This window comes from Methylobacterium sp. CM6246, assembly GCF_054818005.1.
This window is the reverse complement of the sequence record NZ_JBTXKY010000001.1, coordinates 4,734,784-4,759,473: the sequence shown is the minus strand read 5'-3', so window position 1 is coordinate 4,759,473 and position 24,690 is coordinate 4,734,784. Positions and strand designations below refer to the sequence as shown.

The 24,690-nt window shown below is 69.0% G+C and carries 26 protein-coding genes; 18 read left to right on the top strand and 8 right to left on the bottom strand.

Annotated elements, in window-relative coordinates:
* Nucleotides 1–10: 10 nt before the first annotated feature.
* On the bottom strand, nucleotides 11–394 hold the full coding sequence (locus ACYQPG_RS23035) for a transcriptional regulator (RefSeq protein ID WP_419830307.1): 384 nt from the start codon (nucleotides 392–394) through the stop codon (nucleotides 11–13).
* A 10-nt stretch (nucleotides 395–404) separates the two neighbouring features.
* Complete coding sequence (locus ACYQPG_RS23030; RefSeq protein ID WP_419830306.1) at nucleotides 405–674, bottom strand: type II toxin-antitoxin system RelE family toxin; 270 nt, start codon at nucleotides 672–674, stop codon at nucleotides 405–407.
* Nucleotides 675–724: 50 nt separating this feature from the next.
* On the opposite strand from ACYQPG_RS23030, the gene murB reads away from it, so the two are divergent.
* The 11 genes from murB to ACYQPG_RS22975 all read left to right on the top strand — a co-directional run bounded on the left by murB (nucleotide 725) and on the right by ACYQPG_RS22975 (nucleotide 12,091).
* Entirely contained in the window at nucleotides 725–1,672 is a 948-nt protein-coding gene (gene murB / locus ACYQPG_RS23025; protein WP_419830305.1) for a UDP-N-acetylmuramate dehydrogenase, read from the top strand.
* A 29-nt stretch (nucleotides 1,673–1,701) separates the two neighbouring features.
* Nucleotides 1,702–1,935 carry an AbrB/MazE/SpoVT family DNA-binding domain-containing protein gene (locus ACYQPG_RS23020; RefSeq protein ID WP_461231831.1) on the top strand — a complete coding sequence of 78 codons (234 nt, stop codon included), beginning with the start codon at nucleotides 1,702–1,704 and terminating at the stop codon, nucleotides 1,933–1,935.
* On the top strand, nucleotides 1,922–2,278 hold the full coding sequence (locus ACYQPG_RS23015; protein ID WP_419830303.1) for a type II toxin-antitoxin system PemK/MazF family toxin: 357 nt from the start codon (nucleotides 1,922–1,924) through the stop codon (nucleotides 2,276–2,278). Before ACYQPG_RS23020 ends, ACYQPG_RS23015 begins: the two co-directional genes overlap by 14 nt.
* A gap of 35 nt (nucleotides 2,279–2,313) precedes the next feature.
* Complete coding sequence (locus tag ACYQPG_RS23010; RefSeq protein WP_147938142.1) at nucleotides 2,314–3,237, top strand: D-alanine--D-alanine ligase; 924 nt, start codon at nucleotides 2,314–2,316, stop codon at nucleotides 3,235–3,237.
* Nucleotides 3,204–4,160 (top strand): cell division protein FtsQ/DivIB, encoded by a 957-nt coding sequence (locus ACYQPG_RS23005; RefSeq protein ID WP_147907432.1) that lies wholly within the window; start codon nucleotides 3,204–3,206, stop codon nucleotides 4,158–4,160. Before ACYQPG_RS23010 ends, ACYQPG_RS23005 begins: the two co-directional genes overlap by 34 nt.
* Nucleotides 4,161–4,212: 52 nt before the next feature.
* Nucleotides 4,213–5,535 (top strand): cell division protein FtsA, encoded by a 1,323-nt coding sequence (gene ftsA, locus ACYQPG_RS23000; protein ID WP_147897292.1) that lies wholly within the window; start codon nucleotides 4,213–4,215, stop codon nucleotides 5,533–5,535.
* Nucleotides 5,536–5,627: 92 nt separating this feature from the next.
* Nucleotides 5,628–7,436, top strand: coding sequence for a cell division protein FtsZ (gene ftsZ, locus ACYQPG_RS22995; RefSeq protein ID WP_461231830.1), 1,809 nt, complete (start codon nucleotides 5,628–5,630; stop codon nucleotides 7,434–7,436).
* Between the two features lie 439 nt (nucleotides 7,437–7,875).
* Complete coding sequence (gene lpxC, locus ACYQPG_RS22990; protein WP_147854463.1) at nucleotides 7,876–8,823, top strand: UDP-3-O-acyl-N-acetylglucosamine deacetylase; 948 nt, start codon at nucleotides 7,876–7,878, stop codon at nucleotides 8,821–8,823.
* A gap of 192 nt (nucleotides 8,824–9,015) precedes the next feature.
* A complete protein-coding gene (locus ACYQPG_RS22985) occupies nucleotides 9,016–9,897 on the top strand; it encodes an outer membrane protein assembly factor BamD (RefSeq protein ID WP_147910065.1) in 882 nt (293 codons plus the stop codon).
* Nucleotides 9,898–10,098: 201 nt separating this feature from the next.
* Nucleotides 10,099–11,772 carry a DNA repair protein RecN gene (gene recN / locus ACYQPG_RS22980; protein WP_461231829.1) on the top strand — a complete coding sequence of 558 codons (1,674 nt, stop codon included), beginning with the start codon at nucleotides 10,099–10,101 and terminating at the stop codon, nucleotides 11,770–11,772.
* A 118-nt stretch (nucleotides 11,773–11,890) separates the two neighbouring features.
* A complete protein-coding gene (locus ACYQPG_RS22975) occupies nucleotides 11,891–12,091 on the top strand; it encodes a hypothetical protein (RefSeq protein ID WP_147910067.1) in 201 nt (66 codons plus the stop codon).
* 56 nt (nucleotides 12,092–12,147) lie between these two features.
* On the opposite strand, the gene ACYQPG_RS22970 is transcribed toward ACYQPG_RS22975, so the two are convergent.
* Nucleotides 12,148–12,393, bottom strand: a complete 246-nt coding sequence (locus tag ACYQPG_RS22970; protein WP_147910068.1) for a hypothetical protein — start codon at nucleotides 12,391–12,393, stop codon at nucleotides 12,148–12,150.
* A 255-nt stretch (nucleotides 12,394–12,648) separates the two neighbouring features.
* Here ACYQPG_RS22970 and pstS point away from each other — a divergent pair, with 255 nt between their 5' ends.
* The 6 genes from pstS to phoB all read left to right on the top strand — a co-directional run bounded on the left by pstS (nucleotide 12,649) and on the right by phoB (nucleotide 18,407).
* Nucleotides 12,649–13,689, top strand: a complete 1,041-nt coding sequence (gene pstS, locus ACYQPG_RS22965) for a phosphate ABC transporter substrate-binding protein PstS (protein WP_147910069.1) — start codon at nucleotides 12,649–12,651, stop codon at nucleotides 13,687–13,689.
* 85 nt (nucleotides 13,690–13,774) lie between these two features.
* A complete protein-coding gene (gene pstC, locus ACYQPG_RS22960) occupies nucleotides 13,775–14,752 on the top strand; it encodes a phosphate ABC transporter permease subunit PstC (protein ID WP_147910070.1) in 978 nt (325 codons plus the stop codon).
* A 12-nt stretch (nucleotides 14,753–14,764) separates the two neighbouring features.
* Entirely contained in the window at nucleotides 14,765–15,661 is an 897-nt protein-coding gene (gene pstA, locus ACYQPG_RS22955; protein WP_147910071.1) for a phosphate ABC transporter permease PstA, read from the top strand.
* Between the two features lie 22 nt (nucleotides 15,662–15,683).
* Complete coding sequence (gene pstB, locus ACYQPG_RS22950) at nucleotides 15,684–16,499, top strand: phosphate ABC transporter ATP-binding protein PstB (protein ID WP_147910072.1); 816 nt, start codon at nucleotides 15,684–15,686, stop codon at nucleotides 16,497–16,499.
* Between the two features lie 315 nt (nucleotides 16,500–16,814).
* The gene (gene phoU, locus ACYQPG_RS22945; RefSeq protein WP_147910073.1) at nucleotides 16,815–17,537 is read left to right on the top strand and encodes a phosphate signaling complex protein PhoU; all 723 of its coding nucleotides are present in this window, start codon (nucleotides 16,815–16,817) and stop codon (nucleotides 17,535–17,537) included.
* A 174-nt stretch (nucleotides 17,538–17,711) separates the two neighbouring features.
* The gene (gene phoB, locus ACYQPG_RS22940; protein ID WP_147854464.1) at nucleotides 17,712–18,407 is read left to right on the top strand and encodes a phosphate regulon transcriptional regulator PhoB; all 696 of its coding nucleotides are present in this window, start codon (nucleotides 17,712–17,714) and stop codon (nucleotides 18,405–18,407) included.
* A gap of 45 nt (nucleotides 18,408–18,452) precedes the next feature.
* Here phoB and ACYQPG_RS22935 read toward each other — a convergent pair whose 3' ends face one another.
* The 3 genes from ACYQPG_RS22935 to ACYQPG_RS22925 form a co-directional block, all read right to left on the bottom strand.
* Nucleotides 18,453–20,606 (bottom strand): protein-disulfide reductase DsbD family protein, encoded by a 2,154-nt coding sequence (locus ACYQPG_RS22935; RefSeq protein ID WP_461231828.1) that lies wholly within the window; start codon nucleotides 20,604–20,606, stop codon nucleotides 18,453–18,455.
* Between the two features lie 260 nt (nucleotides 20,607–20,866).
* A complete protein-coding gene (locus ACYQPG_RS22930; RefSeq protein ID WP_187193655.1) occupies nucleotides 20,867–21,013 on the bottom strand; it encodes a hypothetical protein in 147 nt (48 codons plus the stop codon).
* 25 nt (nucleotides 21,014–21,038) lie between these two features.
* Complete coding sequence (locus ACYQPG_RS22925) at nucleotides 21,039–22,871, bottom strand: aminopeptidase P family protein (RefSeq protein ID WP_461231827.1); 1,833 nt, start codon at nucleotides 22,869–22,871, stop codon at nucleotides 21,039–21,041.
* 181 nt (nucleotides 22,872–23,052) lie between these two features.
* Here ACYQPG_RS22925 and ACYQPG_RS22920 point away from each other — a divergent pair, with 181 nt between their 5' ends.
* Nucleotides 23,053–23,313, top strand: a complete 261-nt coding sequence (locus ACYQPG_RS22920; RefSeq protein WP_461231826.1) for a hypothetical protein — start codon at nucleotides 23,053–23,055, stop codon at nucleotides 23,311–23,313.
* A gap of 38 nt (nucleotides 23,314–23,351) precedes the next feature.
* Here the strand turns inward: ACYQPG_RS22920 and ACYQPG_RS22915 are convergent, their stop codons facing one another.
* Nucleotides 23,352–23,540 carry a ribosome modulation factor gene (locus ACYQPG_RS22915; RefSeq protein WP_147910076.1) on the bottom strand — a complete coding sequence of 63 codons (189 nt, stop codon included), beginning with the start codon at nucleotides 23,538–23,540 and terminating at the stop codon, nucleotides 23,352–23,354.
* Between the two features lie 30 nt (nucleotides 23,541–23,570).
* Nucleotides 23,571–24,491, bottom strand: a complete 921-nt coding sequence (locus ACYQPG_RS22910) for a 50S ribosomal protein L11 methyltransferase (protein WP_461231825.1) — start codon at nucleotides 24,489–24,491, stop codon at nucleotides 23,571–23,573.
* Between the last annotated feature and the right edge of the window lie 199 nt (nucleotides 24,492–24,690).

Sequence of the window (24,690 nt, the reverse complement as noted above, 5' to 3'; positions counted from 1 at the left end):
TGGGCGTCGATCAGGCTGAGTCCGGCATGAGGTCTTCGACATCGATGTCGAGCGCCCGTGCCAGCCGTTCGTAGACGGCAGGATCGGCCGTGCCCGCGCCAGTTTCGAGATCGATGAGTTTCACCTCGGGCACCGACCCGTTGCGCGACAGCACCGCAATCGTCATGCCCCGCCGGGCACGCCAGAACGCCAGGGGACTCGGTGGCGCGCGCAGGGCTTCAAGATCGGCCTCGTCCAGAAGCTCGTTCTCGCCGCCGTCCAGGCGCCGCTGCGACTCGTCGATGACGCGTGCGTCGAGGGTGTCTTCCGCCAGCTCGCGCAACCGCTCGAGTTCCACCTCCGGCAGGATCACGATGGCTTCTCCGGAGGGCGTCCGGGTTCTGACGATGGTCACGGGCAGCATCCTAGCCCTCGATCGAGCCGCGCGGGCCGACGGCGTGGACAATGATCCGATCCGCCTCGGTCGTGAAGACCGCACGCCAATCCCCGACTCGCAATCGGTACCGCTCTCCTGCGCCTTTCAGTGCCTCCACGTTGGTGGCGCGGCTGTCGGGATCCTGCGCATAGAGGTGAAGCTTCTGCCGGATCAGGTCTTCGGTCGGCTTCGGCATCCGATTGAGGCTACGGGCGGCCGCACGGGTGAAGCTCAGGCTTCTGCCGGTATCGTTCGCCATCCCGCCCCGATTCCCTCAAGCGAGCCGGTTGATCCGGTCCAAAGCTTAGCATGACCGCATCGCTCCACGATCGAATCCGCGCCGCCGCGCCGGCCCTGCGCGGGCGCCTGCTGGCCGACCAGCCGCTGGCCGACCTCACCTGGTTCCGCGTCGGTGGCCCGGCGGAGGTGCTGTTCACCCCGGCGGACGAGGAGGATCTCGCGCACCTCCTCACAGCCCTGGAGCCCGACGTGCCGGTCACGGTGATCGGCCTCGGCTCCAACCTGATCGTCCGCGACGGCGGGGTGCCGGGCGTGGTCATCCGGCTCGGCGGCAAGGCGTTCGGCGGGATCGCGATCGACGGCGACACCCTGCAGGTCGGTACCGCCGTTCCGGACATGCGCCTCGCGAAGGCGGCCGCCGAGGCCGGGCTCGACGGGCTCGCGTTCTACCGGGGCATTCCGGGCTCGATCGGGGGCGCCCTGCGGATGAATGCGGGTGCCCATGGCGGCGAGACCACGGACGTCCTGGTCGAGGCGCACGGCGTCGACAGGAGCGGAGCGCTGCGCCGCTTCAGCCACGCCGAGATGGGTTTTTCCTACCGGCATTCCGACGCGCCCGAGGACGTCGTTTTTACTCGTGCGTTGTTGCGCGGAACACCCGGGGACCGCACCGCGATCGAGGCCGAGATGGAGCGGGTCACCGCGGCCCGCGAGGCCGCGCAACCGATCCGCGAGCGCACCGGCGGCTCGACCTTCGCCAATCCGGAGGGCGGCAAGGATCCGACGATGAAGGCCTGGCAACTCGTCGATGCCGCCGGCTGCCGCGGCCTGACGCGGGGCGGTGCCCAGGTCTCGCCGATGCATTGCAACTTCCTGATCAACACCGGTGGCGCCACCGCTGCCGATATCGAGGGGCTGGGCGAGGAGGTCCGGCGTCGGGTGCGGGAGACCAGCGGTGTCGCTCTGCGCTGGGAGATCCGGCGGATCGGCGTGGCCTCTGAGCCGGTAAGCCAGTAAGCTGTAAGTCGCGGCGAGGAACCGATGCGATGCCGGACACGAGCGCCCGCACCGCCTACTCGAAGATGTCGGTGACGAGTCAGACCGTGCTGCCCGCAGAGGTGCGCGAGCGCCTCGCCCTCGAGCTCGGTGATTGGGTGCGCTACCGGATCACGCCGGAGGGTATCCAGATCGACAAGGCTCCCCCGGCGGGCGAGGATCCGTTCGTGGCGTTCACACAATGGGGCAGCGCCATCGACGACGAAGATTATGCCGACCGCTAACGCCTTAGATTTCCCCGCCGGTTCGGTCGTGGTTGTCCCGTTCCCCTCTTCGGACCGGCTGGCCGAGAAGCGGCACCCTGCCGTCGTCGTCTCTGGAGCCGCGGTGGCGCGGGCCGGTTATGTTTGGATCACGATGATCACGAGCGCCCGAAACGCCGGCATGGCCGGCGACATCCCGATCGCGGATCTCGGTGCGGCCGGGCTCGGCGTCGCCTCCACCGTCCGCCCCTTCAAGATCGCCTGCATCGAACCCGGCCGCGTCCTTCGCGGCATCGGCGCTCTGCCACCGGTCACCGCGGAGGCGGTCTTTGCCGCGATCCATGACTGGGTCGGCCCAGCGTGACCCGATCCTCGACCCAGATTTCCCTGGAGCCCACCATGTCCAAGCACGTCGCCGTCCTCCTGGGCGGCACCTCCGCCGAGCGCGAGGTCTCGCTCAGCTCCGGCGCGGCCTGCGCCACAGCGCTCGAAGGGGAGGGGTACCGGGTCACCCGGGTCGATGTCGGGCCGGACATCGCTTCGGTGCTCACCGAGTTGCGGCCGGACGTGGCCTTCAACGCCCTGCACGGCCCAGACGGGGAGGACGGCACGATCCAGGGCCTGCTGGAGATCCTGAAGATTCCGTACACCCATTCGGGCGTGCTCGCCTCGGCGCTCGCCATGAACAAGGAGCGGGCGAAAACGGTGCTGCACGCCGCCGGCGTGGACGTGCCGGCGGGTCGGATCGTTAACCGCTTCGAGGCCGCGAAAAACCATCCCCTTCCGCCGCCCTACGTGGTCAAGCCGATCGCGGAGGGCTCGTCCGTGGGGGTCATCATCGTCCGCGACGGCCGGTCGCACCCGCCTCAGATCCTCGCCTCCGAGGACTGGACCTTCGGCGAGCAAGTCCTTGCAGAACCTTACATAGCGGGTCGCGAACTCACCTGCGGGGTGATGGGCGACAAGGCACTCGGGGTGATCGAGGTGAAGGCCGCCACGGGGGACTGGTACGACTACGACGCGAAGTACGCTCCGGGGGGCTCGGTGCACGTGCTGCCGGCCGAACTTAAACCAAATGTTTACCAGCGTGTCCAAGAGTTGTCGTTAACGGCGCATCAAGCACTGGGCTGCCGGGGCGTCAGCCGTGCCGACCTTCGCTACGACGACACACCGGGTGGAACCGGTTTGCTCGTCGTGCTGGAGGTCAACACGCAACCCGGCATGACCCAGACGAGCCTTGTGCCGGAGATGGCGGCCCATGCGGGTCTTGGTTTCGGTGAGCTCGTCCGATGGATGGTGGAGGACGCTTCTCTGAATCGCTGAGCGGCGGTGACGCGGCCGGTCGAAGCCTTCCCGCGCGCCTCGTCGGCGCCGCGTTGGACCGGCTCACCGGACGCGCTCCCAACCGCTCTCTCTCGGTGCGCCGGTCCCGCAAGGGCCAGCTCCTGAGTGAGCGCTTGCCCCGCGGCGTCGGTACCGTGGGCGTCTCCGTGTCCCTCGCTGCCGTGGCCTTCGCCGGCTTCGTGGCGAGCGGGCGCTACGAGTCCTTCGTTGCCGAGCAGGGCCGCCCCCTGGACATCGCCGCACGGGTCCTCGGCTTCGGCGTCGAGCGCGTGACCATCTCGGGCATCTCCCGGATGTACGAGCGCGAGGTGCTATCGGCGGCCGGCATCGACTGGCGCTCCTCGGTCCCGTTCCTGGACGTCGTGGCGGTGCGCGAGAAGCTGCTCGCCGTGCCGCTGATCGCCCAGGCTTCGGTCCGCAAGATCTATCCGAACGAGATCGCGATCACCCAGGTCGAGCGCGAGCCCGCTGCCCTCTGGCAGAAGAACGGCGAGATCAACGTGATCGCCGCCGACGGGACCGTGATCGACGCGATGCGGGACGACCGCTACGCCAGCCTGCCGCTCGTGGTCGGCGACGACGCCAACAACAAGCTGCCCGAATATCTCGCCCTCATCGCCGCCGCCGGTCCGCTCTCCGAGCGGATCAAGGCCGGGACCTACGTCTCGGGCCGGCGCTGGACTCTCAAGCTCGACGGCGTGGACGTGCGCCTGCCCGAGATCGATCCGGCCGCGGCGCTCGCCCGCCTCGTCCGGTTCGAGCGCGAGGCCGGCCTGCTCGAAAAGGACATCATCGCGGTGGATCTGCGCATGCCCGACCGCCTGGTGGTGCGCCTGACCGAGGAGGCCGCCGCCGCCCGTGCGGAAGCCCAGAAGGCGAAGAAGAAGGGCGCAGCCAGCTGATGCCCTCAACCGCGATCTCCGCCCGTCCCGCCTTCTGCGTCCGGTAGTGTCAATGCACAGCCAACACGGCCTCACGCCGCGCCTGAAGCCGCTCTCCGCCCGGCGCTCGACCACCCTGTCGGTGCTCGATATCGGCACCAGCAAGGTCGTCTGCCTCATCGCCGAGCTGCAGCCGGCCGAGGCGCTCTCGACCCTGCGCGGCCGGACGCACCTCGCCCGCATCATCGGCATCGGCCACCAGCGCTCGCTGGGGCTGAAGGGTGGGGCGATCGTCGATCTCGCCGCCGCCGAGGGTGCGATCCGCCAGGCGGTCCACGCCGCCGAGCGGATGGCCAAAGTCGAGGTCCAGTCGGTCATCGTCAACATGTCGGGCGGCCGGCTCGCCTCGCAGCATTTCCAGGCCCGGGTGAACACCCGCTCCGGCACCGTCACCGGCAGCGATGTCGAGCGGGTGCTGGAGACGGCGAGCGCCCACGGCGTCAGCCCCGGCCGGGCCGTGCTTCATGCGCTGCCCACCGGCTACGCACTGGACGGGCAGGGCGCAGTGATCGATCCGTCGGGCATGATCGGGGAGGCCCTCGGGGTCGACCTGCATGTCGTGACGAGCGAGCTCGCCGCCGCCCGCAACGTCATGCTGGCGGTCGAGCATTGCCATCTCGGGGTCGAGGCGGTGATCGCGACGCCCTACGCCGCCGGGCTCTCGGCCCTGGTGGACGACGAGGCGGAGATGGGCGTGTGCGTCGTCGACATGGGCGGCGGCACGACCAGCGTCGGAGTGTTCTCGGGCGGCCACCTCGTCCACGTGGACGCGGTGGCGGTCGGCGGGCACCACGTCACCATGGATATCGCCCGGGGGCTCTCCACCCGCATGGCCGCGGCCGAGCGGCTGAAGACCCTCTACGGCTCGGCCCTCTCCACCCCGTCCGACGATCGCGACATGATCGCCGTGCACGGGGTCGGCGAGGACGAGGGCGAGGCCCCGGCCCACATCCCGCGCTCGCAGCTGGTGCGGATCATCAAGCCGCGGGTCGAGGAGGTGGTCGAACTGGTCCGCGACCGCCTGCGGGATGCCGGCTTTGCGGCCCAGGCCGGACGCCGGGTGGTGCTGACGGGGGGCGCCAGCCAGCTCGTCGGCCTGCCGGAGGTCGCCCGGCGCGTCCTCCAGGGTCAGGTCCGCATCGGCCGGCCGCTGGGGATCCGCGGCCTGCCCGAGGCGGCCAAGGGACCGGCCTTCTCGGCCGCCGTCGGCCTGCTGGTCTACCCGCAGGTGGCGCACGCCGAGCACTTCGAGCCGCGGGGGCACGGCGCCTTCGCGGCCACGGGATCGGACCGGTACATCAGCCGGGTCGGGCGCTGGCTCCGAGAGAGCTTCTAGAGTTTCACCGCCGCCTTCACGGGCGGGGGATCGAAAAAATATCGGCGCCGCAGCGCCGCACGGAAAGCAGAGTAAGCGAGAGGCTCGACACCATGGCCATTACCCTCCAGGCGCCGGACATCCGGGAACTCAAGCCCCGCATCACCGTCTTCGGTGTCGGCGGCGCAGGCGGCAACGCAGTCAACAACATGATCGAGTCGGGGCTGCTCGGCTGCGAGTTCGTGGTCGCCAACACCGACGCGCAGGCGCTCACCTCCTCGAAGGCGGAGCGGGTGATCCAGATGGGCCTGGGCGTGACCCAGGGCCTCGGCGCCGGCTCACACCCGGAGGTCGGCTCGGCCGCCGCCGACGAGGTGATCGACGAGATCCGGGACCAGCTCTCGGGCGCCCACATGTGCTTCATCACCGCCGGCATGGGCGGCGGCACCGGAACCGGCGCCGCGCCGGTCATCGCGCGGACTGCCCGCGACATGGGCATCCTCACGGTCGGCGTCGTGACCAAGCCGTTCCAGTTCGAGGGGGTGCGCCGCATGCGCACCGCGGAGAGCGGCATCCAGGAGTTGCAGGCCGCGGTCGACACCCTGATCGTGATCCCGAACCAGAACCTGTTCCGGGTCGCCAACGAGAAGACCACCTTCGCCGACGCCTTCGCGATGGCCGACCAGGTGCTCTACTCGGGCGTCGCCTGCATCACCGACCTGATGGTCAAGGAAGGCCTGATCAACCTCGACTTCGCCGACGTCCGGGCGATCATGCGCGGCATGGGCAAGGCCATGATGGGCACCGGCGAGGCGTCGGGCGAGAAGCGCGCCAACCGCGCCGCCGAGGCGGCCATCGCCAACCCGCTCCTCGACGACGTCTCCATGAAGGGCGCCCGCGGCCTGCTGATCTCGATCACCGGCGGCTCCGACCTGACCCTGTACGAGCTCGACGAGGCCGCCACCCGCATCCGCGAGGAGGTCGATCAGGACGCCAACATCATCCTGGGCGCCACCTTCGACGAGAGCCTCGACGGCATTATCCGGGTGTCTGTCGTCGCCACCGGCATCGAGCCGCTGCTGATCTCGGCCAACTCGCCGAACAACCCGGCGATCGCCGAGACCGAGCAGCGTATCGCCGAAGTCGCCGAGCGCCTGCGGGCCGAGGCCCGGGCCCGCGCGACCTCGCCGATTCCGAGCATCCGCACGGACTCGATCGCCCAGGCCCCCGTACAGCATCAGGCGCCGGCCGCCCCGCAGCCGGCTCCCGAGATGCGCGCCGAGACCCGCTTCGAGGCTCCCGCTCCGGTCGCCCGCGACGAGGTCGTCCTCGCCCCGTCCCAGCCGCGGGCCGCCGCGCCGTTCGTCCCGGCCCCCGCCCAGCAGCAGGCCGAGCCGGCTCCGCAGTTCCAGGCCGGCCCGTTCGTCCCGCCGCGTCCGGCCGCCCCCGCGGCCGCGCCGCTCGCCCGCGCCCCGCGCATGCCGCAGATCCACGAGCTGCCGCCGATCGCCCAGAACCAGATCCTGGCGAACCGGGCCGCCGAGGAAGCCGCACCGGAATCCAAGCGGACCTCGCTGCTGCGCCGCCTCGCCACCGTCGGCTTCGGCGGACGGCGCGAAGACATGGACGGCGTGCCTGCTCCCCGGGCCGCCGGCCCGGTGGCGCCGCAGCCCCACCAGGGTCAGCAGCATATGGCCCAGCCCCAGCTGGCGCAGCCCCAGCTGGCGCAGCCCCAGCTGAACCAGCCCCAGCTGAACCAGCCCCACGTGCCGGCGGCCCCGCGCGCTCCGCTTCCGGCGGCGCCGCAATACCGGCCGGCGCAGGGCGGCCTCGATGCCCAGGGACGCGTTGCGCCCCAGTCCCGGATGATGGACGACGATCAGCTCGAGATTCCGGCCTTCCTCCGCCGTCAGGCGAACTGAACGCGCGAAGCACGCGATGACGAAAGAGGGGCCGGCGGGAAACCGCTGGCCCTTCGCGCTGCAGCGAAGCAACCCTTGGTTGCGAAGAACGAGGACTGGGGTCTCAGCGGGGTTAACGATTGAGTCGCTATCCCCAGGCGCGTGATGCATACACGCCACAGAACGGCCACTGGTTAGTCACGCATTAACCAAGCTTTAAGCCTTTGTGCCGTCAGGTTTTTAGCCGCTCCCAACAGCAAGCGTGTCTGTAACAGAGCGTAAGAATCCGTGATTTGGCTGCCCTGTGCGGTGCAGCTATAGACACTTCCAGACCAATGAGACGCGCTCCGGGACACAACCTGATAGCGCGGGTAGGGGCTTCAAGCAGCGGACGGATCGGACAGTTTCCTCACCATCCCTGGTCGGGATGGCGGACCTGATCGCGGCCGGGGGCTAATGAATGCGAACGCATAAACAGACGACCCTGAAGGGGCCGGTAACGCTCTCGGGAGTCGGGGTCCATTCCGGGAACCCGGCCGAGATCACCATCCGCCCAGCTCCGGCCAATCACGGCATCGCGTTTCTTCGGACCAGCACCACCCACGGCAACGACCGCCTGATCAAGGCCCATCACGCCCTGGTCTCCGCCACCGAACTCTGCACCGTCATCGGTGACGTCGAGACCGGTGCCGTCGCCACCATCGAGCATCTGATGTCGGCCCTCTACGGACTGGGTGTCGACAACGCCCTGGTCGAGATCGACGGGCCGGAGATGCCGATCCTCGACGGTTCAGCCCTCCAATTCGTACAGGCCATCGACACGGCTGGGATCGCCTCCTGCGGCACCCCGCGCCGCTGGCTGAAGATCCTGCGCCACGTCCGCATCGAGACCGGCCGTGCCTTCGCCGAGCTGCGCCCGATCGACCGGGGCTTCCGCCTCGATGTGGAGATCGATTTCGACAGCCCGGTGATCGGCCGCTCGCGCAAGGCGATGGACCTGTCTCCCGCCACCTACCGCCGGGAGATCGCCGGCGCCCGCACCTTCGGGATGATGAAGGATGTGGAGCGCTACTGGAAGGCCGGGTTCGCGCTGGGCGCGTCGCTGGAGAACACCGTCGCGGTCGGCGAGACGGCGGTTGTCAATCCCGAGGGTCTGCGCTTTCCGGACGAGTTCGTCCGCCACAAGATCCTCGATGCGGTCGGCGACCTCGCGCTGGCCGGCCTGCCGATCCAGGGCGCCTACCGCTCCTATTGCGGCGGGCACCGGATGAATGTCGGCGTGCTCTCCGCCCTCTTCGCCGACCGGTCCAACTACGCCATCATCGAGGCGCAGGGCTCGCGCCGCGAAGCCGTCCTGTCGGAACTCGGCGTCGGCCTCGGCATCGCCGCCTTCGCGGGCGATCTCTGACCCCAAGTCTGTGACCTGCGGGACACAGCTGGCAACCGATACGGTCTGCCGCGGCCTTGCCGCTTTCGTGCCCGAATCAAGCGTCAGGGTTTAACGGTCCGTGAACGACGGGCACGGCCCGGTCGGGCCGGATCCATTCACGCGATGGCACGACGGCGCGGGACGTGCGCCGGTCCCGGGAAAGAGCGCCAGATGCCTGTCACCATTCGTCATCGCCGGGCGGCTGCCTTCATGGCGCCCTTCGTGGCCGTTCTCGGCCTGGGCCTCGGCGGCTGCGACTTCGACCCGACCAACCTCTTCGCCGAAAAGTACAAGCCCGAAGTCGTGCCGGATGTCCCCGCGGACAAGCTCTACAGCGAAGGCTTGGCCAAGCTGGAGGACAGCGACTACGAGGGCGCGGTCAAGAAATTCGACAGTCTCGACAAGCAGTACCAGTATTCCGAGTGGTCCCGGAAGGCGCTGCTCATGACGGCCTACGCCAATTACGAGGGCCAGAAGTACGACGACGCGATCAGCGCGGCGAAGCGGTACCTGCAGCGCCACCCGGCCAGTAAGGATGCTGCCTACGCGCAGTATCTGATGGCGATGTCGAACTACAAGCAGATCCCGGACGTGACCCGCGACCAGGACCGCTCCGAGAAGGCGCTGGTCGCCCTGCAGGAGCTGGTCCAGAAGTACCCGACGTCCGAGTACTCGACCGATGCGCGCTCGAAGATCCAGATCACCCGCGACCAGCTCGCCGGCAAGGAGATGGAGGTCGGCCGTTATTACCTGGAGCGGCGCAACTTCCCGGCCGCGATCAACCGGTTCCGCGACGTCGTTGCCAAGTACCAGACCACCCGCCATGCGGAAGAGGCGCTGGAGCGCCTGACCGAGGCGTACTGGGCGCTCGGGATTACCCAGGAGGCGCAGAACTCCGCGGCGGTGCTGGGGCACAACTTCCCGGACAGCCCCTGGTACAAGGATGCGCACGCGCTCCTGGCCAAGGGCGGCCTCGAGCCCCGCGAGGAGAAGACCTCGTTCCTGTCCAAGATCTACCGGACCGTGACGGGCAAGACCGCCTCGGCCGAGTGACCGATCCGGCAGGCTTCGGCCTGCCGCCGGCGGGCTTCGGCTTGCCTCAAGACGCCCCAGGGCCCGGAGCCGCCGCTCCGGGCCTTTCTCGTCGGCGCGGCCCCGCGGCATCGCAATTGGGGCGCGACGCATTTTTGGGGTGAATCCGCGCCGCGGCGGCCTTATGTCTGCGGTCCCGCCCTCAGGAATCCCCGCCGCCGCATGCTGGCGCAGCTCGCGATCCGCGACATCGTTCTGATCGACAGGCTCGAACTGAATTTCCGGACAGGCCTCAGCGTCCTGACCGGGGAGACGGGTGCGGGCAAATCGATCCTGCTCGATGCCTTCGCCCTGGCCCTCGGCGGCCGCGGCGACGGTCGACTCGTGCGCCATGGGGAGCCGCAGGGCGGCGTCACCGCGGTGTTCGATCTCCCCCTTGATCATCCGGCCCGCCGGATCGCGGCCGAGGCCGAGATCGACACCGAGGGCGACCTGATCCTGCGCCGGACCCAGATGGCCGACGGCCGTACCCGTGCCTTCGTCAACGACCAGCCGGTGGGCGTGCAGGTTCTACGGGCGATCGGCGCTGCGCTCGTGGAAATCCACGGCCAGCACGACGACCGCGCGCTGGCCGACCCGGCCTCCCACCGGGCGATCCTCGATGCCTTCGGGGGCCTCCACTCCCAGCTTGGCAAGGTTGCGACGGCCGCCAAGGCCGTGCGCACGGCGCGCTCGGAACTTGCCGAGCACCGGGCTCGCATCGAGGCGGCCCGCAAGGAGGCCGACTTCCTGCGCCACGCCGTGGAGGAACTCGCCACGTTGGCGCCCCAGCACGGCGAGGAGGCCCAGCTCGCCGAACGCCGCAGCGTCATGCAGCAATCGGAGAAGGTCGCCCGCGAGCTGAACGAGGCGCTCGACGCCGTCGGCGGACCGCATTCCGGCGTGCCGCACATATCGGCCGCCCTGCGCAAGCTGGAGCGCCGGGCCGGACAGCTCCCGGCCCTGATCGATCCCTGCGTCAACGCCCTGGACGCCGCCATGGTCGCCCTCGACGAGGCACGCGCGGTCATGGACGCCGCCGTCGCGGAAACCGAGTTCGACCCGCGCGACCTGGAGCGAGCGGAGGAGCGGCTCTTTGCGCTGCGTGCCGCCTCTCGGAAATACGACGTTCCAGCCGACGACCTCGCCGCCCTGGCGGAGCGCTACGCCGGCGAGGTTGCGAGCCTCGATGCCGGTGAGGCGGCCCTGGAGGGCCTGGAGCAAGCAAGGGCGAAGGCTGAATCGCAATACGCGGAGGCGGCCGAGAAGCTCAGTGCCGGGCGCCGCAAGGCGGCCAAGCACTTGGATGCGGCCGTGAAGGCCGAGTTGCCGCCGCTGAAGCTGGAACGCGCCCGGTTCATCACCGAGATCGTCACCGACCCTGAGGCACGCGATCCCGCCGGCATCGACCGGGTCGAGTTCTGGGCGCAGACCAACCCCGGCACGAAACCCGGCCCGATGATGAAGGTCGCCTCCGGCGGCGAGTTGTCGCGTTTTATGCTCGCCCTGAAAGTCGTGCTCGCCGACAAGGGCTCCGCCCCGACCCTGATCTTCGACGAGATCGACACCGGGGTCGGGGGCGCGGTGGCCGACGCGATCGGGCTGCGCCTCGCCCGGCTCGCTGCCACCGTCCAGGTGGTGGCCGTGACCCACGCCCCCCAGGTCGCGGCCCGCGCGAGCACACATTTCCTGATCGCCAAGGCCCCCGTGAAGGGCGCCGGCCGGGTCGCGACCCGGGTGGCGAGCCTACCGGTGGCGGAGCGCCGCGAGGAGATCGCGCGGATGCTGGCCGGCGCCACGGTGACCGACGAGGCCCGTGCTGCGGCGGCCAAGCTTCTGCAAGGCGCGGATGCATGAACGCGCAACAACCTTAACCGTTAGTTGCGCGTAACGTTTTGTTAACCATTCCTGGCGAGACTGATCCCATTGCGGGACCGTGGTTCAGGAGCACGCGGTTGAAGGGCGGGAGGAAAACATGAAGCCGTCCATCGTCGCGTCCGAGGGGCGCGGGCATTCGGGTCGGGCCCTCAAGCAGGCGATCGACACGCACCAGCTCGGGCTGACGCTCCGCACGGTCTATGAAGGCAGCGTCGACACGCAGCCGATCACCGACACGCACGTGGAACTGCTCCTGCGCTTGCGTCAGAAGGAGCGGGAGCTGCGCCGGGTCGGCTGAAGCCGCGCCCCGACCGGACCCGTATTAGCCCGAACCAAGATTGCTTTCGCCCGGCGCTACCAGCGCCGCGAGCCGGGCCGCCGACGGTACTCCGCCGCCCGGATCTGCGTCAGAATCCTGTCGAGATCCACCAGAAGTTCGACCTCCTCGTGGCGCGCCTGAGCGATCGCCTCGGCGTCGGTGCCGTAGCGCTGACGGGCCTGAGCCAGGGTCAGCGCGCGCTCCACGGCCTCGCGGTCGGCGTGCAGGGCAAGCCATGCCGCATCGGGACCTTCCTGTGCGTCGGTCCCCTGATCATCCACGATCCGACTGCCTTCCTGGTCTCACGGGCAGCACCGCCGAGATGCCGCCACCGGGCTTGAACGCGCCAGCGCGCCAAACCGTGCCTTCGTCTCTGCGGCGCGATGTCATGCCGATGTCATCTCCCTGTCGTAACGCCCGGCCCATCGGGCGGCCGGCGCCGGGTCTCTTGGAAGACCGGCCGCACAGCTCTGCCGCGGGCATGGGCTTGCCGGCGGAGAGGCGCAGGCTCTCGCCCGACGGCAATGGAGATACCCTTGAGACCCTTTGCTTACGCGCTCGCCGTCGGCCTCGCCACGGTCCAGCTGGCGTCCGCGGCACTCGCTGCCGACATCACGGGAGCCGGTGCCACCTTCCCGTTCCCGGTCTACTCGAAGTGGGCCGAAGCCTACCGCAAGGAGACCGGCTCCGGACTGAATTACCAGTCCATCGGCTCCGGCGGCGGCATCAAGCAGATTCAGGCCAAGACCGTTGATTTCGGCGCCACCGACGCGCCACTCAAGGGCGAGCAGCTGGCCAAGGATGGCCTCGTCCAGTTCCCCACCGTGATGGGCGGTGTCGTGCCGGTGGTGAACATCGCCGGCCTCGAGCCCGGGAAGCTGAAGCTCACCGGCGACATCCTGGCGGACATCTACGCCGGCAAGATCTCCAAGTGGAGCGACCCGCGGATCGCGAAGCTCAACGACGGCGTGAAGCTCCCGGACGCCACCATCACCCCGGTCTACCGGTCGGACGCCTCGGGCACGACCAACATCTTCACCACCTACCTGTCCCAGGCGTCCGAGACCTGGAAGAAGGAATACGGCGCGGCCACGACGATCTCCTGGCCGGTCGGGCAGGGCGGCAAGGGCAACGAGGGCGTGACCGCCACCGTCAAGCAGGTGCCGAACGCCATCGGCTACGTCGAATCCGCCTACGCCAAGCAGAACAAGCTCGCTTACGCCCTGCTGCAGAACAAGGCCGGCAAGTATCCGCAGCCGGACGACAAGGCGTTCCAGGCCGCCGCCGCCAGCGCCGATTGGAAGTCGGCCCCGGGCTTCGGTATCTCTCTGACCAACCAGCCGGGCGACGATGCGTGGCCGATCACGGCGGCGACCTTCATCCTGGTCCACAAGGAATCGGCCGATGCGGCCAAGGCCGCGGATACGCTGAAGTTCTTCGATTGGGCCTATAAGAACGGCGATAAGCTCGCCTCAGACCTCGATTACGTGCCGCTGCCGGATAACGTCGTCGCTCTGATCCACGAAGAGTGGAAAACCGTGAAGGGCAAGGACGGTAAGCCCGTCTTCAACATGTGAGTGAGATGGGGAGGGGGTCGCGGCCCCCTCCCTCGCATCGCGGCCCGCACCGCGCTACCACGCCTCCCTTCGCAGAGAATCGCGGATGTCCGCTTTGACCGAGACGATTGCCCTCGCCCGACCTCGCGCCGCCGCCGCGCGCAAGGGACCGAGCCGGAACCTCGACACCCTGTTCCGGGTCTGCTCCTACGGCGCGGCCCTGTTCGTGCTCGTGGTGCTCGCCGGAATCCTGGGCTCGATCCTCTACGGCGGCTGGCCCGCCTTCCGGGAATTCGGGTTCGCCTTCCTGACCTCCAGCGCCTGGAACGTCGGGACGGAGCAGTACGGCTCCCTGGTCGCCGTCATCGGGACCGTGGCCTCCGCCACGCTGGCACTCCTGATCGGCGTCCCGGTCTCCCTGGGGATCGCCGTCTACCTTACGCAGCTCTGCCCAGGCTGGGCCCGCAAGCCAGTGGCGATGACCATCGAGCTGCTCGCCGCGGTGCCGAGCATCATCTACGGCATGTGGGGCCTGTTCGTGTTCGCGCCGCTCTTCGCGCGCTTCGTCCAGATCCCGGTATCGAACATCGTCGAGGGCCTGCCGATCGTCGGCACGCTGTTCTACGCCCGGGTCCCGTCCGGGGTCGGCGTGTTCACCGCCGGCATCATCCTGGCGATCATGATCGTGCCGTTCATCGCCTCGATCGCCCGCGACATGCTCGACCAGATCCCGACCGTTCTGCGCGAGAGCGCCTACGGCATCGGCTGCACGACCTGGGAGGTGGTCCGCCACGTGCTGGTGCCGCAGGCTTCCGTCTCGATCATCGGCGCGATCATGCTCGGCCTCGGCCGCGCCCTCGGCGAGACCATGGCGGTGACTTTCGTGATCGGCAACGCCAACCGCCTCTCAGCCTCGATCTTCGACCCGAGCTCGACCATCGCATCGCGCATCGCCAACGAGTTCAACGAGGCCGACGGTCTCCAGCTCAACGCCCTGATGGCCCTGGGCTGCATCCTCTTCATCATCACCTTCGTGGTGCTCATCATCGCCCGGCTGCTGACGCGCCGCGTCAAAGCTGCCTGAGGAGGGCTCTCGATGGACGCGTCCAACCCCATGGCCTTCAACACCGCCGCGCCGCGCCGCTCCGGACGGGTCCGCCCCAGCCGGCGGATCGCCGACCGCGTGCTGCGCACCGCCTGCCTGGTCGCCACGATCGTGGGCGCCGTGGTGCTCGGCTCGATCCTGCTGATGCTGATCATCCAGGGCGTGCAGGGCTTTACGCCCGCCATGTTCATGCACCCGACCCCGGGCCCCGGCTCCGAGGGCGGCGGCATCGCCAACGCGATCCTGGGTAGCCTGGTGCTCACCGGGATCGGGATCACGATCGCGACGCCGGTCGGCGTCATGGCCGGGACCTACCTGGCCGAGTACGGCCGGTTCTCGAAGATCGCCGGGCTGATCCGCTTCCTCAACGACATCCTGCTCTCGGCGCCGTCGATCCTGATCGGCCTGTTCGTCTACACCCTGATGGTGCGGCCGATGGGGACCTATTCGGGCTGGGCCGGCGGCGTGGCGCTCGCCATCATCGCCGTGCCGGTGATCGTACGCACCACCGAGGACATGATGCGCCTGGTGCCCGGCACCCTGCGCGAGGCCGGGGCCGCTCTCGGGGCCCCACCCTCGACGGTGATCATCAGCGTCACCTGGCGGGCGGCCTCGGCCGGCATCGTCACGGGGATCATCCTGGCGCTGGCCCGCATCGCCGGCGAGACCGCGCCGCTCCTGTTCACCGCGCTCAACAACAATTCGTGGTTCTCGCCCGACCTCATGGGCGGCGTCGCGAACCTTCCGGTCATGATCTACCAGTTCGCCCTCTCACCCTATCCGAACTGGCAGAGCCTCGCCTGGGCCGGGGCGCTCCTCATCACCGCGACGATCCTGGTGCTGTCGATCATCGCCCGTCTCGTCATCAAGCCGCAGATGTCGCGCTAAGACCCTTCTCGAGGACACGACGATGAACGCCGCTTCCGCGATCCCCACGGTCGATCTCACCCGCAACCACGCCAACGAGGGCGGTGCGGTCCGGATCGCCGTGAAGGGTCTGAACTTCTACTACGGCAGCTTCCACGGGCTGAAGAACGTGGACATCAACTTCCACGACCGCCAGGTCACGGCCCTGATCGGGCCGTCCGGCTGCGGCAAGTCCACGCTGCTGCGCTGCTTCAACCGGATCTACAGCCTCTACCCGGAGCAGCGGGCCGAAGGTCAGATCATGCTCGACGGCGAGAACATCCTCGACCCGTCCGTCGACCTGAACGACCTGCGCTCGCGGATCGGCATGGTCTTCCAGAAGCCCACGCCGTTCCCGATGTCGATCTACGACAACGTGGCCTTCGGGCTGCGCCTCTACGAGAAGCTGCCGAAATCCGAACTCGACGGACGGGTGGAGCAGTCCCTGCGCAAGGCCGCCCTCTGGGACGAGGTGAAGGACAAGCTGCGCCAGGCGGGCACCGGGCTCTCCGGCGGCCAGCAGCAGCGCCTGTGCATCGCCCGCACCGTGGCCCAGAGCCCGGAGGTGATCCTGTTCGACGAGCCGACCTCGGCGCTCGACCCGATCTCCACGGGCCGCATCGAGGAACTGATCGAGCAGCTGCGCGACGAGTTCACCATCGTGATCGTCACGCACAACATGCAGCAGGCTGCCCGCATCTCGCAGTTCACCGCCTTCATGTACCTGGGTGAATTGATCGAGTTCGGCCCCACCAACCGCATGTTCATGAACCCTGTGGAGCAGCGGACCCAGGATTACATCACCGGGCGGTTCGGTTAAGCCAATCGCGGAAGTTTCGCGGAAGAGTTGATGACCGGATCGGCACATGTTTGCGCGTCGATCTCAAGACGCGGAGCCGCGCCCGATCGGAATTCGACCGGGCGCTACTCCGAGGCATGTTGCGTTGACCTGGGAACATCGGCCTATTCCGGTTGTTTTTGTCGCGTGCCGAAATCTGCTCCGCTCCGCATCATGACGTGAACTATCCAAGGGACTGGGTACCGGGAAACGTACAACGGTATCCGTGATCGCAGCGGCGGGTTTCCGCCAGACCTCGCGGATCAAGGTTTGCGGGACGCCATCGAAGGATCCACCATGCCCGGCCATATCGTCAGTTCCTACGACACCGACCTGGATGACCTGCGTCGCTCGATTTCCGAGATGGGCGGCGTCGCCGAGAAGATGGCCGCCGAGGCGACCGATGCCCTCGTCCGCCGGGACGATACGCTCGCCCAGGCGGTGATCCTCGCCGACAAGCGCCTCGATGCGCTCCAGCGTGACATCGAAGAGCGGGCAGTGCTGCTCATCGCCCGGCGTCAGCCGCTGGCGATCGACCTGCGCGAGACCATCTCGGCAATCCGCGTGTCCGGCGATCTGGAGCGGATCGGCGATCTCGCCAAGAACGTCGCCAAGCGGGTCGTCGCGATCTCCGATCAGGCGCCTGCGCAGAAGATCGTGCTCGGCGTGCGCCACATGAGCGACCTCGCGGAAGCTCAGCTCAAGGATATCCTCGACGCCTATGCCAGCCGCGACATCAAGGCGGCCTACGATGTCTGGGAGCGGGATGGCGAGATCGATGCCCTGTACAATTCGCTGTTCCGCGAACTCCTCACCTACATGATGGAGGATCCGCGCAACATCTCGTTCTGCACGCATCTGCTCTTCTGCGCGAAGAACGTCGAACGCATCGGCGACCACACCACCAATATCGCCGAGACGATCCATTACCTCGCCACCGGTGAGACGCTGGCGGGCGAGCGGCCGAAGAACGACGCGTCGAACTACGCGACGGTCGGGCCTGCCGCCACGGCCCCGTGACATGCGGTTCGCGGTTCCTCCGCAGCGCGCACTCCCACCTGCGGGACAAAGCCCCGGTGGGAGTGCGCGTGGGTTGAGGAATCACGGCCCCTGCCGCACCATCGGCGCGTCCGGGCCCTCCGGCGCGGTTGATTCGATGCGTGCCGAATTCGGAACGGGTTATCGAACGTGAGCATGCAAGTCCTGATCGTCGAGGACGAGGAGGCGCTGACTACCCTGCTGCGCTACAACCTGGAGGCCGAAGGATTCCTGGTGGATTCGGCCAGTCGCGGTGACGACGCCGAACTGCTCCTGGCCGAGCGCACGCCCGATCTGGTCCTGCTCGACTGGATGCTGCCCGGCCTCTCGGGCATCGAGTTGTGCCGCCGCATCCGGGCCCGGCGCGAGACCGAGCGTCTGCCGGTGATCATGCTCACCGCGCGCGGCGAGGAAGGCGACCGGGTCCGCGGGCTCGGAACCGGCGCCGACGACTACATCGTCAAGCCGTTTTCGGTGCCGGAACTGCTGGCCCGCGTTCGGGCGCTGCTGCGTCGGGCCAAGCCGGCCCACGTCGCCGACCGTCTGGCGGCGGGCGACATCGAGCTCGACCGCTCCGGCCACCGGGTCCGGCGCGCCGGCGAGGAACTCCATCTCGGACCAACCGAATTCAGGCTGCTGGAATTCCTGATGCTGGCGCCAGGCCGGGTTTTTTCCCGTGAACAGCTCCTCGACGGGGTCTGGGGCCACGACGTCTACATCGACGAGCGCACCGTGGACGTACATGTCGGGCGGCTGCGTAAGGCGCTCAACGCCCCCCGGCAGGCCGACCCGATCCGCACCGTGCGGGGCTCGGGATACGCCTTCGACGAGACGTTTTCCCTCGAAGCCTGAAGACCTCCAGCCCGTCGGGGCGGAACGGCGCGCCTGCCTCCTCGGTCAGCGTGCCAGCGCTGCGCTCTTACCGGAGGCGGCCGGTACCACCTTCAAGGCCGCCAGCACCGTTCCCTCGGTGAGGATCTGCGGCAGCACCTGTGCCTCCCCAGTGCCCGTGTAGAGCAGGTACAGCGGGACGCCGCTGCGCCCATGCGCCTCCAGCAGGCGGGTGATCTCGGGGTTCTGGTTGGTCCAGTCGCCCTTCAGGTAGGTCACACCCCGATCCTTCATGGCGGCCCGCACGGCCTTCGTGGACAACGAGGTCGTCTCGTTGACCGCGCATGTGATGCACCAGGCGGCGGTCATGTTCACGAAGACCGGCCGCCGCGCGTTCACCAAGGCGTCGAGACGCGCCTGCGTGAAGGGCTCGACGCCCTCTGCGGCGGCCTGGGCGACGGGCACGGCCCGGTCGCGATCGAGGGTCAGGGTCAGTGCCCCGACGGCGACGACCGTCAGCAGCGCGACGCCCTGGACGACGGGTCCGACCCGCGAAGCGGCGACGCGCCCGTGCTCCCAGGCCCAGGCCGCGAAGCCCACCAGCACGAGGCCGATCAGCCCCACCAGAAGCCCCTGCGGGCCGACCTGCTGGGCCAGGACCCAGATCAGCCACGCCACCGTTGCGTAGACCGGGAAAGCCAGAACCTGCTTCAGGGTTTCCATCCAGGCGCCCGGCCGCGGCAGCGCCCGCAGCGCCGGCGGCCACAGGGTCAGCGCCAGGAAGGGCAGGGCGAGGCCCAAGCCCAGGCTGGCGAACACCGCGAGCGCGACGCCGGCGCTCTGGGTCAGCGCGAAGCCCACGGCCGAGCCCATGAACGGTGCCGTGCAGGGGGTCGCCACCAGGGTCGCGAGAACGCCCGTGAAGAATGAGCCGCTGAGACCCGAGCGCCGGGCGAGCCCGTCTCCGATGGCGGTGAGCCGACCGCCGACATGGACAACCCCCGACAGGCTCAGGCCCATGGCGAGCAGCAGATAGGCGAGCCCGGCCACCACGGCCGGCGATTGCAGCTGGAAGCCCCAGCCGATCGCGGCCCCGCCGCCCTTGAGGGCGAGCAGCAAGCCTGCAAGGCCTAGGAAGCTCGCCATCACCCCAGCCGTGTAGGCGAGGCCGTGCAGGCGCACGCGCGCCGCGCTCTCGCCGGCATGCCGGACGAGGCCGAGCACTTTGATCGACAGGACGGGAAAGACGCAGGGCATCAGGTTGAGGATCAGCCCGCCCAGGAAGGCCAGGCCCGCCGCGGTCGCCAGGGTCAGCGCGTCGAAGGCCGGGGCGACCGGTTGGGCTGCGGCGGAGGCCTCGGGTGCAGCCACTGGGACCGGTGCAACCGGCTCGTCCCCGTACGCGAAGGCCAGGCGATGCGTTTCGGCACCGGTCGTCTCCTCCACGGTGAGCACGCCCGGCAGGGCGGCCGGTGCCGGGTCCGTCGGGGTGCTCCGCGCGAGGGTGAGGTGCAGGCCGGATGCGTCGACGCGCATCACCTGGACGGCGGCGTTGTCGATGGCGGTCTCGGAATAGGGGAAGAACGATGCGGCCTTGATAGACTCGGGCTTTAGGCCGGCCGCGGCGAAGTCGAGTTGCAGCGTGTCGCCCTGACTCGAGAGTTGCAGCGGCCAGAGCGCAGGGGCGGGCAATGCGGTGCGAGCCCGCTCGAACATGGCAGCCTGCCCGGCATCTGGCCGGGGCTCGCCCACCGGCAGGGTCAAGGCGAGGTCGGCGGAGCCCGGGACGCATTCGGTCTCGCAGACCAGGTAGGTCAGCTTGGCCTGGATCCGCACCGGATCGGCCGGGTCGAGGCTCGGCGGCGGCGTGACCGGCACGAGCAGGGTGACCTCGCCCTCGTAGCCGTAGTTCATCAGCGTCGCGATCGCGATGCGCTCGGGGGCGGGCCACCGGATCGCGCCGGCGTTGAAGCCCGCCGGCAAGGTCCAGGTCACTTCGGGGGGCAGACCGGAATCGCCCGGGTTGCGCCAGTAGACGTGCCAGCCCGGCTTCACCTGCATCCGCACCGCCAGGGTGAACGGCTGCGCCCCGGCCACCGCGATCGGCTCGGCCACGAGGCTCGACCGCACCAAGTCGGGTGGCGTGCGGAAGCCTTGCGCCGACGCGGCCGATAGGCTTGCGGTAAGGGCCAGGACAAGGAATGCGAGGCGGCGGATCATGCTGTCCCTTCGCGCGCGGGTCGGCCGCGGTTTCACCCGCGTCATCTCCGAGACGCAGGCGGGTCGTCTCGTGACGGGCCTTATAGCGCGCCGGTTCGGGCCCTGTCCTGCGCTCCAGCCCATGAGCCATCGGCCACGACGCCGCTGAGGCGCTCAGCGGGGCTCGAACAGGATGAGGGAGAGGGCGACCCTTCACTGAGTTCGTGGAGCTCGCGCTGTTCGGCGTGCTCGGCGATGACGCGCAGCGTTTCGCCGGCCGTCTAAAGAGCTTTGCGTATCGCCAAGCCGACGTCGCACAGCTTGTCACCGTCGAGCGGGTCGGTGGCGTCGTCGCAGACGATCAGCTGGACCCGCCGGACATCGTCACCATCCGATCCTTGCGTGTGGCCGAGGCGCACGTTCTGCACCGGGGCGCACTCGAAGGCGCCCGGATCAGAGCGCCAGAGGCGCAGTGGCGCGGTCCAACCAGCCGCGGGTTCCGGCATCGACGAGCGGCGCCAGTGTGTCGCGCACCCGGGTGTGGTAGGCGTCGATCCAGGCCCGCTCTTCCGGCTCGAGCAGGTCCGGGCGGATCAGCCGCCGATCGTAGGGTGCGAGCGTCAGGGTCTCGAAGCCGAGCATCGGGCGTTCGCCTTCAGGGATCTCACGGGGCTCGACGAGGACGAGGTTTTCGATCCGGATGCCGTAGGTGCCCGGGGCGTAGTAGCCCGGCTCGTTCGACAGGATCATGCCGGGCTCCAGCGCCGCGGTCCCGGTCTTAGCGATGCGCTGCGGACCCTCATGCACCGACAGGAAGGCGCCGACGCCATGACCGGTGCCGTGGTCGAAATCGAGCCCGGCCTGCCACAGCGGAGCGCGGGCGAACGCGTCGATCTGGGCGCCGGTCGTGCCCTTTGGGAACACCGCCCGGGCGATGGCGATATGCCCCCTCAGCACCCGGGTGAAGCGGTCGCGCATCGCATCCGTCGGCGCGCCGACCGCAACCGTCCGGGTGATGTCGGTGGTGCCGTCCGGGTATTGAGCCCCGGAATCGATCAGGAACAGCTCGCCGGCCCGCACGGTCCGGTCACTGGTGCGCGTAACCCGGTAATGCACGATCGCCCCGTTCGGGCCGGAGCCCGAGATTGTTGGGAACGACACGTCGCGCAGGTCGCCGCCGGCCGCGCGGAAATCCTCCAGGGCCTCCACGGCGGCAATCTCGCTCAAGCCCCCCGTGGCGGCGGCGCCGTCGAGCCAAGCCAGGAAGCGCACGACGCTGGCGCCGTCGCGGGTGTGAGCGGCGCGCGCGCCGGCGATCTCGGCGGTGTTCTTGACCGCCTTCATGCCGGTGATCGGGTCCTTGCCGATATCGGCGGTCCCGCCCGCGGTCTCGATCTTCTCCTTCAGGGCCACGGCGCCCGTCGCGGCATCGACCCGCACGCGCACACCGCTGAGCGAGCCGAGCCCGTCATCGAGGTCGGCTCGCGACAGGATCTCGGCGACCGGCGCCAGCGCCGTGCGCAGGGCCGGATCGACCTTGGGCGAGACCAGGAACAGCCGCGCCCGCCCTTCGCGTGGCAGGATCGCGTAGCCCAGCGCCAGCGGTGTATGGCCGACATCGGAGCCGCGCAGGTTGAACGCCCAGGCGAGATTGTGCGGGTCGGAGATCACCAGGGCATCGCAGCCGCCCTCAGCCAGGGCCGTGCGCACACGGGTGAGCTTGTCGGCGACCGACTCACCCGCGAACGCCTCGGGATGGGGAACCACCGGCCCGGCCGGCGGCTTCGGACGGCCGGCCCAGACGGCGTCGACGAGGTTCGGCACGGGCCGTAGCGATCCGCCGGCCTTGACCGCGGCCCATTCCAGGCGGGCGACGCCGTCCGGCGTGTGCAGCCAAGGATCATAGCCGAGAACCTGATCGCGCTTGAGGTTGTCGGCGATCCAGGTCTCCGCGGTCGATTCGGCCAGCGGCACCACGGTGACGATCCCGGTATCGACCTGCTCCGGCGCCTGTAGGGTGTAGCGCCCATCGACGACCAGGGCCGCCGACTCGATCAGGATCAGGGCGGTTCCGGCCGAGCCCGTGAAGCCGGTGAGCCACGCCAGCCGTTCCGCGTCGGCCGGCACGTATTCCGACTGATGCTCGTCGGCCCGGGGCACCACGAACCCGTCGACGGCGGTCTCGCGCAGGGCCGCGCGCAAGGCCTCGATCCGCTCCACGCCCTTGCGATGGCTCGGATCGTCGAAGGTCTGGAACCGGTGGCGGGGCGGACTTGGCTCTGTCATGCGCGGACCCTATCGCCGGGCGGTCCCTCGTCGCAACCGGGCGGAATCGACGCGTGGATCGTGCGCAGCGCGGTTTTTCGAGCCGTCCACCCACCTTTCGGATGATGCTCGCGGGCGTAACCTATGGTTTAGAGTCGTGCGCAATCTTATCACACCAGATCTTTGCCCTATCTCCCAGGTCATGCCACGCCGCGTCTTCTACCGAATCAGCGACAGAGCCGACGGTCTCTTCGACGCCATCACCACGATCGAGCCGGATACGGTGATCCGGCGCGACGGCTTCGCTTCGCTTGCGGAGGCGGAGGAGTGGGTCGAGGGTCTGCGCGTCCTGATGGCTGCGCTCGGCGCCCCGGTCGCACACGCGGACGATGCGGGAAGCCCGGTCGTCGAGGCGTTGTCGGAAGGATCGACGGGGCCTGGACGGCTCCGGACCGCGCGTTAGTGCACGGACGGTTTGGGATTCCCGACGGTACGACGGAATCAGGCGTCGGCGATCGGCAGATCCGGGGCTTTGCCGGATGGCACGCCATCATAACCTTCGAGCCAGGCGATGCGGTCGGGTGAGTCGGCCGGATAGGGACAGGAATCCTTGGGACGGCCCCGGGCCCGGGCCTGCGCGCCCTCGGTGATGGGATCGGACGGCGGATTGGGGCGCGGCGTCTGGCTCATGCCCGGGCAATGCGCGGCCCGGGTCCCGGTTCAGTGCCGGGGCCGCTTCGCCGCACCGCCGCGGGCCAGCACCAAGGCGACCCAGCCCTCTATCAGGCCGCTTCTCACGAGATGGAAGCCCTGGTGGCGGTAGGCTGAGAGCACACCCGCCACGTCACGCTCGATCAGGCCTGACAGGACCAGCACGCCCGCAGGCGCGACCACGCGCGACAGGGTCGGAGCGAGGCGGCGCAGGGGCCGCGCGAGGATGTTGGCGAAGACGAGGTCGAAGTGCCGCGTCCGGTCCGCGAGCCGGTGGCGTACGCCGGGACCCTCGTAGAGTTTGAGATAGGGCCCAAGGCCGTTGAGGCGGGCGTTCTCCCGGGCGGTCCGGACCGCCTCGCCGTCGAGGTCGCCCGCCACAACCGGCTGCCGCAAAACCTTGGCGGCCGCGAAGGCCAGGATTCCGGTTCCGGTGCCCACATCCAGCACATGCGCCGGACGCCGTCGCTTCAACTCCGAGACCAGCGCCCGCAGGCAGCCGAGGGTCGTACCGTGATGGCCCGTGCCGAACGCCAGGGCCGCCTCGATCTCGATCGGCAGATCGTTGCCGCGCACCGCGTCGCGGTCATGTGCGCCGTGCACGAGGAAGCGGCCGGCCCGGACCGGCTTCAGCCCCTCCAGGGAGGTGCGGACCCAATCCTGCTGCTCGATGGTGCGGAACTCGGCGACGTCGGCCTCGTCTCCGATCACCGGGCGGATCAGGTCGCGGACGTACGCCTCGTCCGGCGCGTCGGCGAAGTAGGCCTCGAGCCGCCAGGTGAAGCCATCCGCATCCTCGAACGCCGCCACGGCGGTCTCGGTGGGATCGAACATCTCGCCCAGCAGATCCGTCATGGCCCGGGCCGACCGCTCATCGGTCGTCAGGCGCAGGATGTGAGTCGGGCGGTGGGGCGGCAGACCTTCGAGCATGGTGCCGGGCTGTAGCCCCGGAGCGCGCCGCATTACAGGGGCAGATGCGAAAAAACCGTATCCGACGCCACGATCTCATCGCGTCGGAGACCAGGATTGCCGATTTGTTGCTGCTTCGACACATCTGACAATCACCGGACAGAAATCGATTTAAATCAGTTTCCGCGCAGGATTTCGCTGATTACAACAGTCTCGGCTT

Bases quoted from the DNA above. Each gene is read 5' to 3' on its own strand.
- ACYQPG_RS23030 (WP_419830306.1), bottom strand. From the start codon at position 674: ATGGCGAACGATACCGGCAGAAGCCTGAGCTTCACCCGTGCGGCCGCC.
- murB (WP_419830305.1), top strand. From the start codon at position 725: ATGACCGCATCGCTCCACGATCGAATCCGCGCCGCCGCGCCGGCCCTG.
- ACYQPG_RS23020 (WP_461231831.1), top strand. From the start codon at position 1,702: ATGCCGGACACGAGCGCCCGCACCGCCTACTCGAAGATGTCGGTGACG.
- ACYQPG_RS23015 (WP_419830303.1), top strand. From the start codon at position 1,922: ATGCCGACCGCTAACGCCTTAGATTTCCCCGCCGGTTCGGTCGTGGTT.
- ACYQPG_RS23010 (WP_147938142.1), top strand. From the start codon at position 2,314: ATGTCCAAGCACGTCGCCGTCCTCCTGGGCGGCACCTCCGCCGAGCGC.
- ACYQPG_RS23005 (WP_147907432.1), top strand. From the start codon at position 3,204: ATGGATGGTGGAGGACGCTTCTCTGAATCGCTGAGCGGCGGTGACGCG.
- ftsA (WP_147897292.1), top strand. From the start codon at position 4,213: ATGCACAGCCAACACGGCCTCACGCCGCGCCTGAAGCCGCTCTCCGCC.
- ftsZ (WP_461231830.1), top strand. From the start codon at position 5,628: ATGGCCATTACCCTCCAGGCGCCGGACATCCGGGAACTCAAGCCCCGC.
- lpxC (WP_147854463.1), top strand. From the start codon at position 7,876: ATGCGAACGCATAAACAGACGACCCTGAAGGGGCCGGTAACGCTCTCG.
- ACYQPG_RS22985 (WP_147910065.1), top strand. From the start codon at position 9,016: ATGCCTGTCACCATTCGTCATCGCCGGGCGGCTGCCTTCATGGCGCCC.
- recN (WP_461231829.1), top strand. From the start codon at position 10,099: ATGCTGGCGCAGCTCGCGATCCGCGACATCGTTCTGATCGACAGGCTC.
- ACYQPG_RS22975 (WP_147910067.1), top strand. From the start codon at position 11,891: ATGAAGCCGTCCATCGTCGCGTCCGAGGGGCGCGGGCATTCGGGTCGG.
- pstC (WP_147910070.1), top strand. From the start codon at position 13,775: ATGTCCGCTTTGACCGAGACGATTGCCCTCGCCCGACCTCGCGCCGCC.
- pstA (WP_147910071.1), top strand. From the start codon at position 14,765: ATGGACGCGTCCAACCCCATGGCCTTCAACACCGCCGCGCCGCGCCGC.
- pstB (WP_147910072.1), top strand. From the start codon at position 15,684: ATGAACGCCGCTTCCGCGATCCCCACGGTCGATCTCACCCGCAACCAC.
- phoU (WP_147910073.1), top strand. From the start codon at position 16,815: ATGCCCGGCCATATCGTCAGTTCCTACGACACCGACCTGGATGACCTG.
- phoB (WP_147854464.1), top strand. From the start codon at position 17,712: ATGCAAGTCCTGATCGTCGAGGACGAGGAGGCGCTGACTACCCTGCTG.
- ACYQPG_RS22935 (WP_461231828.1), bottom strand. From the start codon at position 20,606: ATGATCCGCCGCCTCGCATTCCTTGTCCTGGCCCTTACCGCAAGCCTA.
- ACYQPG_RS22925 (WP_461231827.1), bottom strand. From the start codon at position 22,871: ATGACAGAGCCAAGTCCGCCCCGCCACCGGTTCCAGACCTTCGACGAT.
- ACYQPG_RS22920 (WP_461231826.1), top strand. From the start codon at position 23,053: ATGCCACGCCGCGTCTTCTACCGAATCAGCGACAGAGCCGACGGTCTC.
- ACYQPG_RS22915 (WP_147910076.1), bottom strand. From the start codon at position 23,540: ATGAGCCAGACGCCGCGCCCCAATCCGCCGTCCGATCCCATCACCGAG.
- ACYQPG_RS22910 (WP_461231825.1), bottom strand. From the start codon at position 24,491: ATGCTCGAAGGTCTGCCGCCCCACCGCCCGACTCACATCCTGCGCCTG.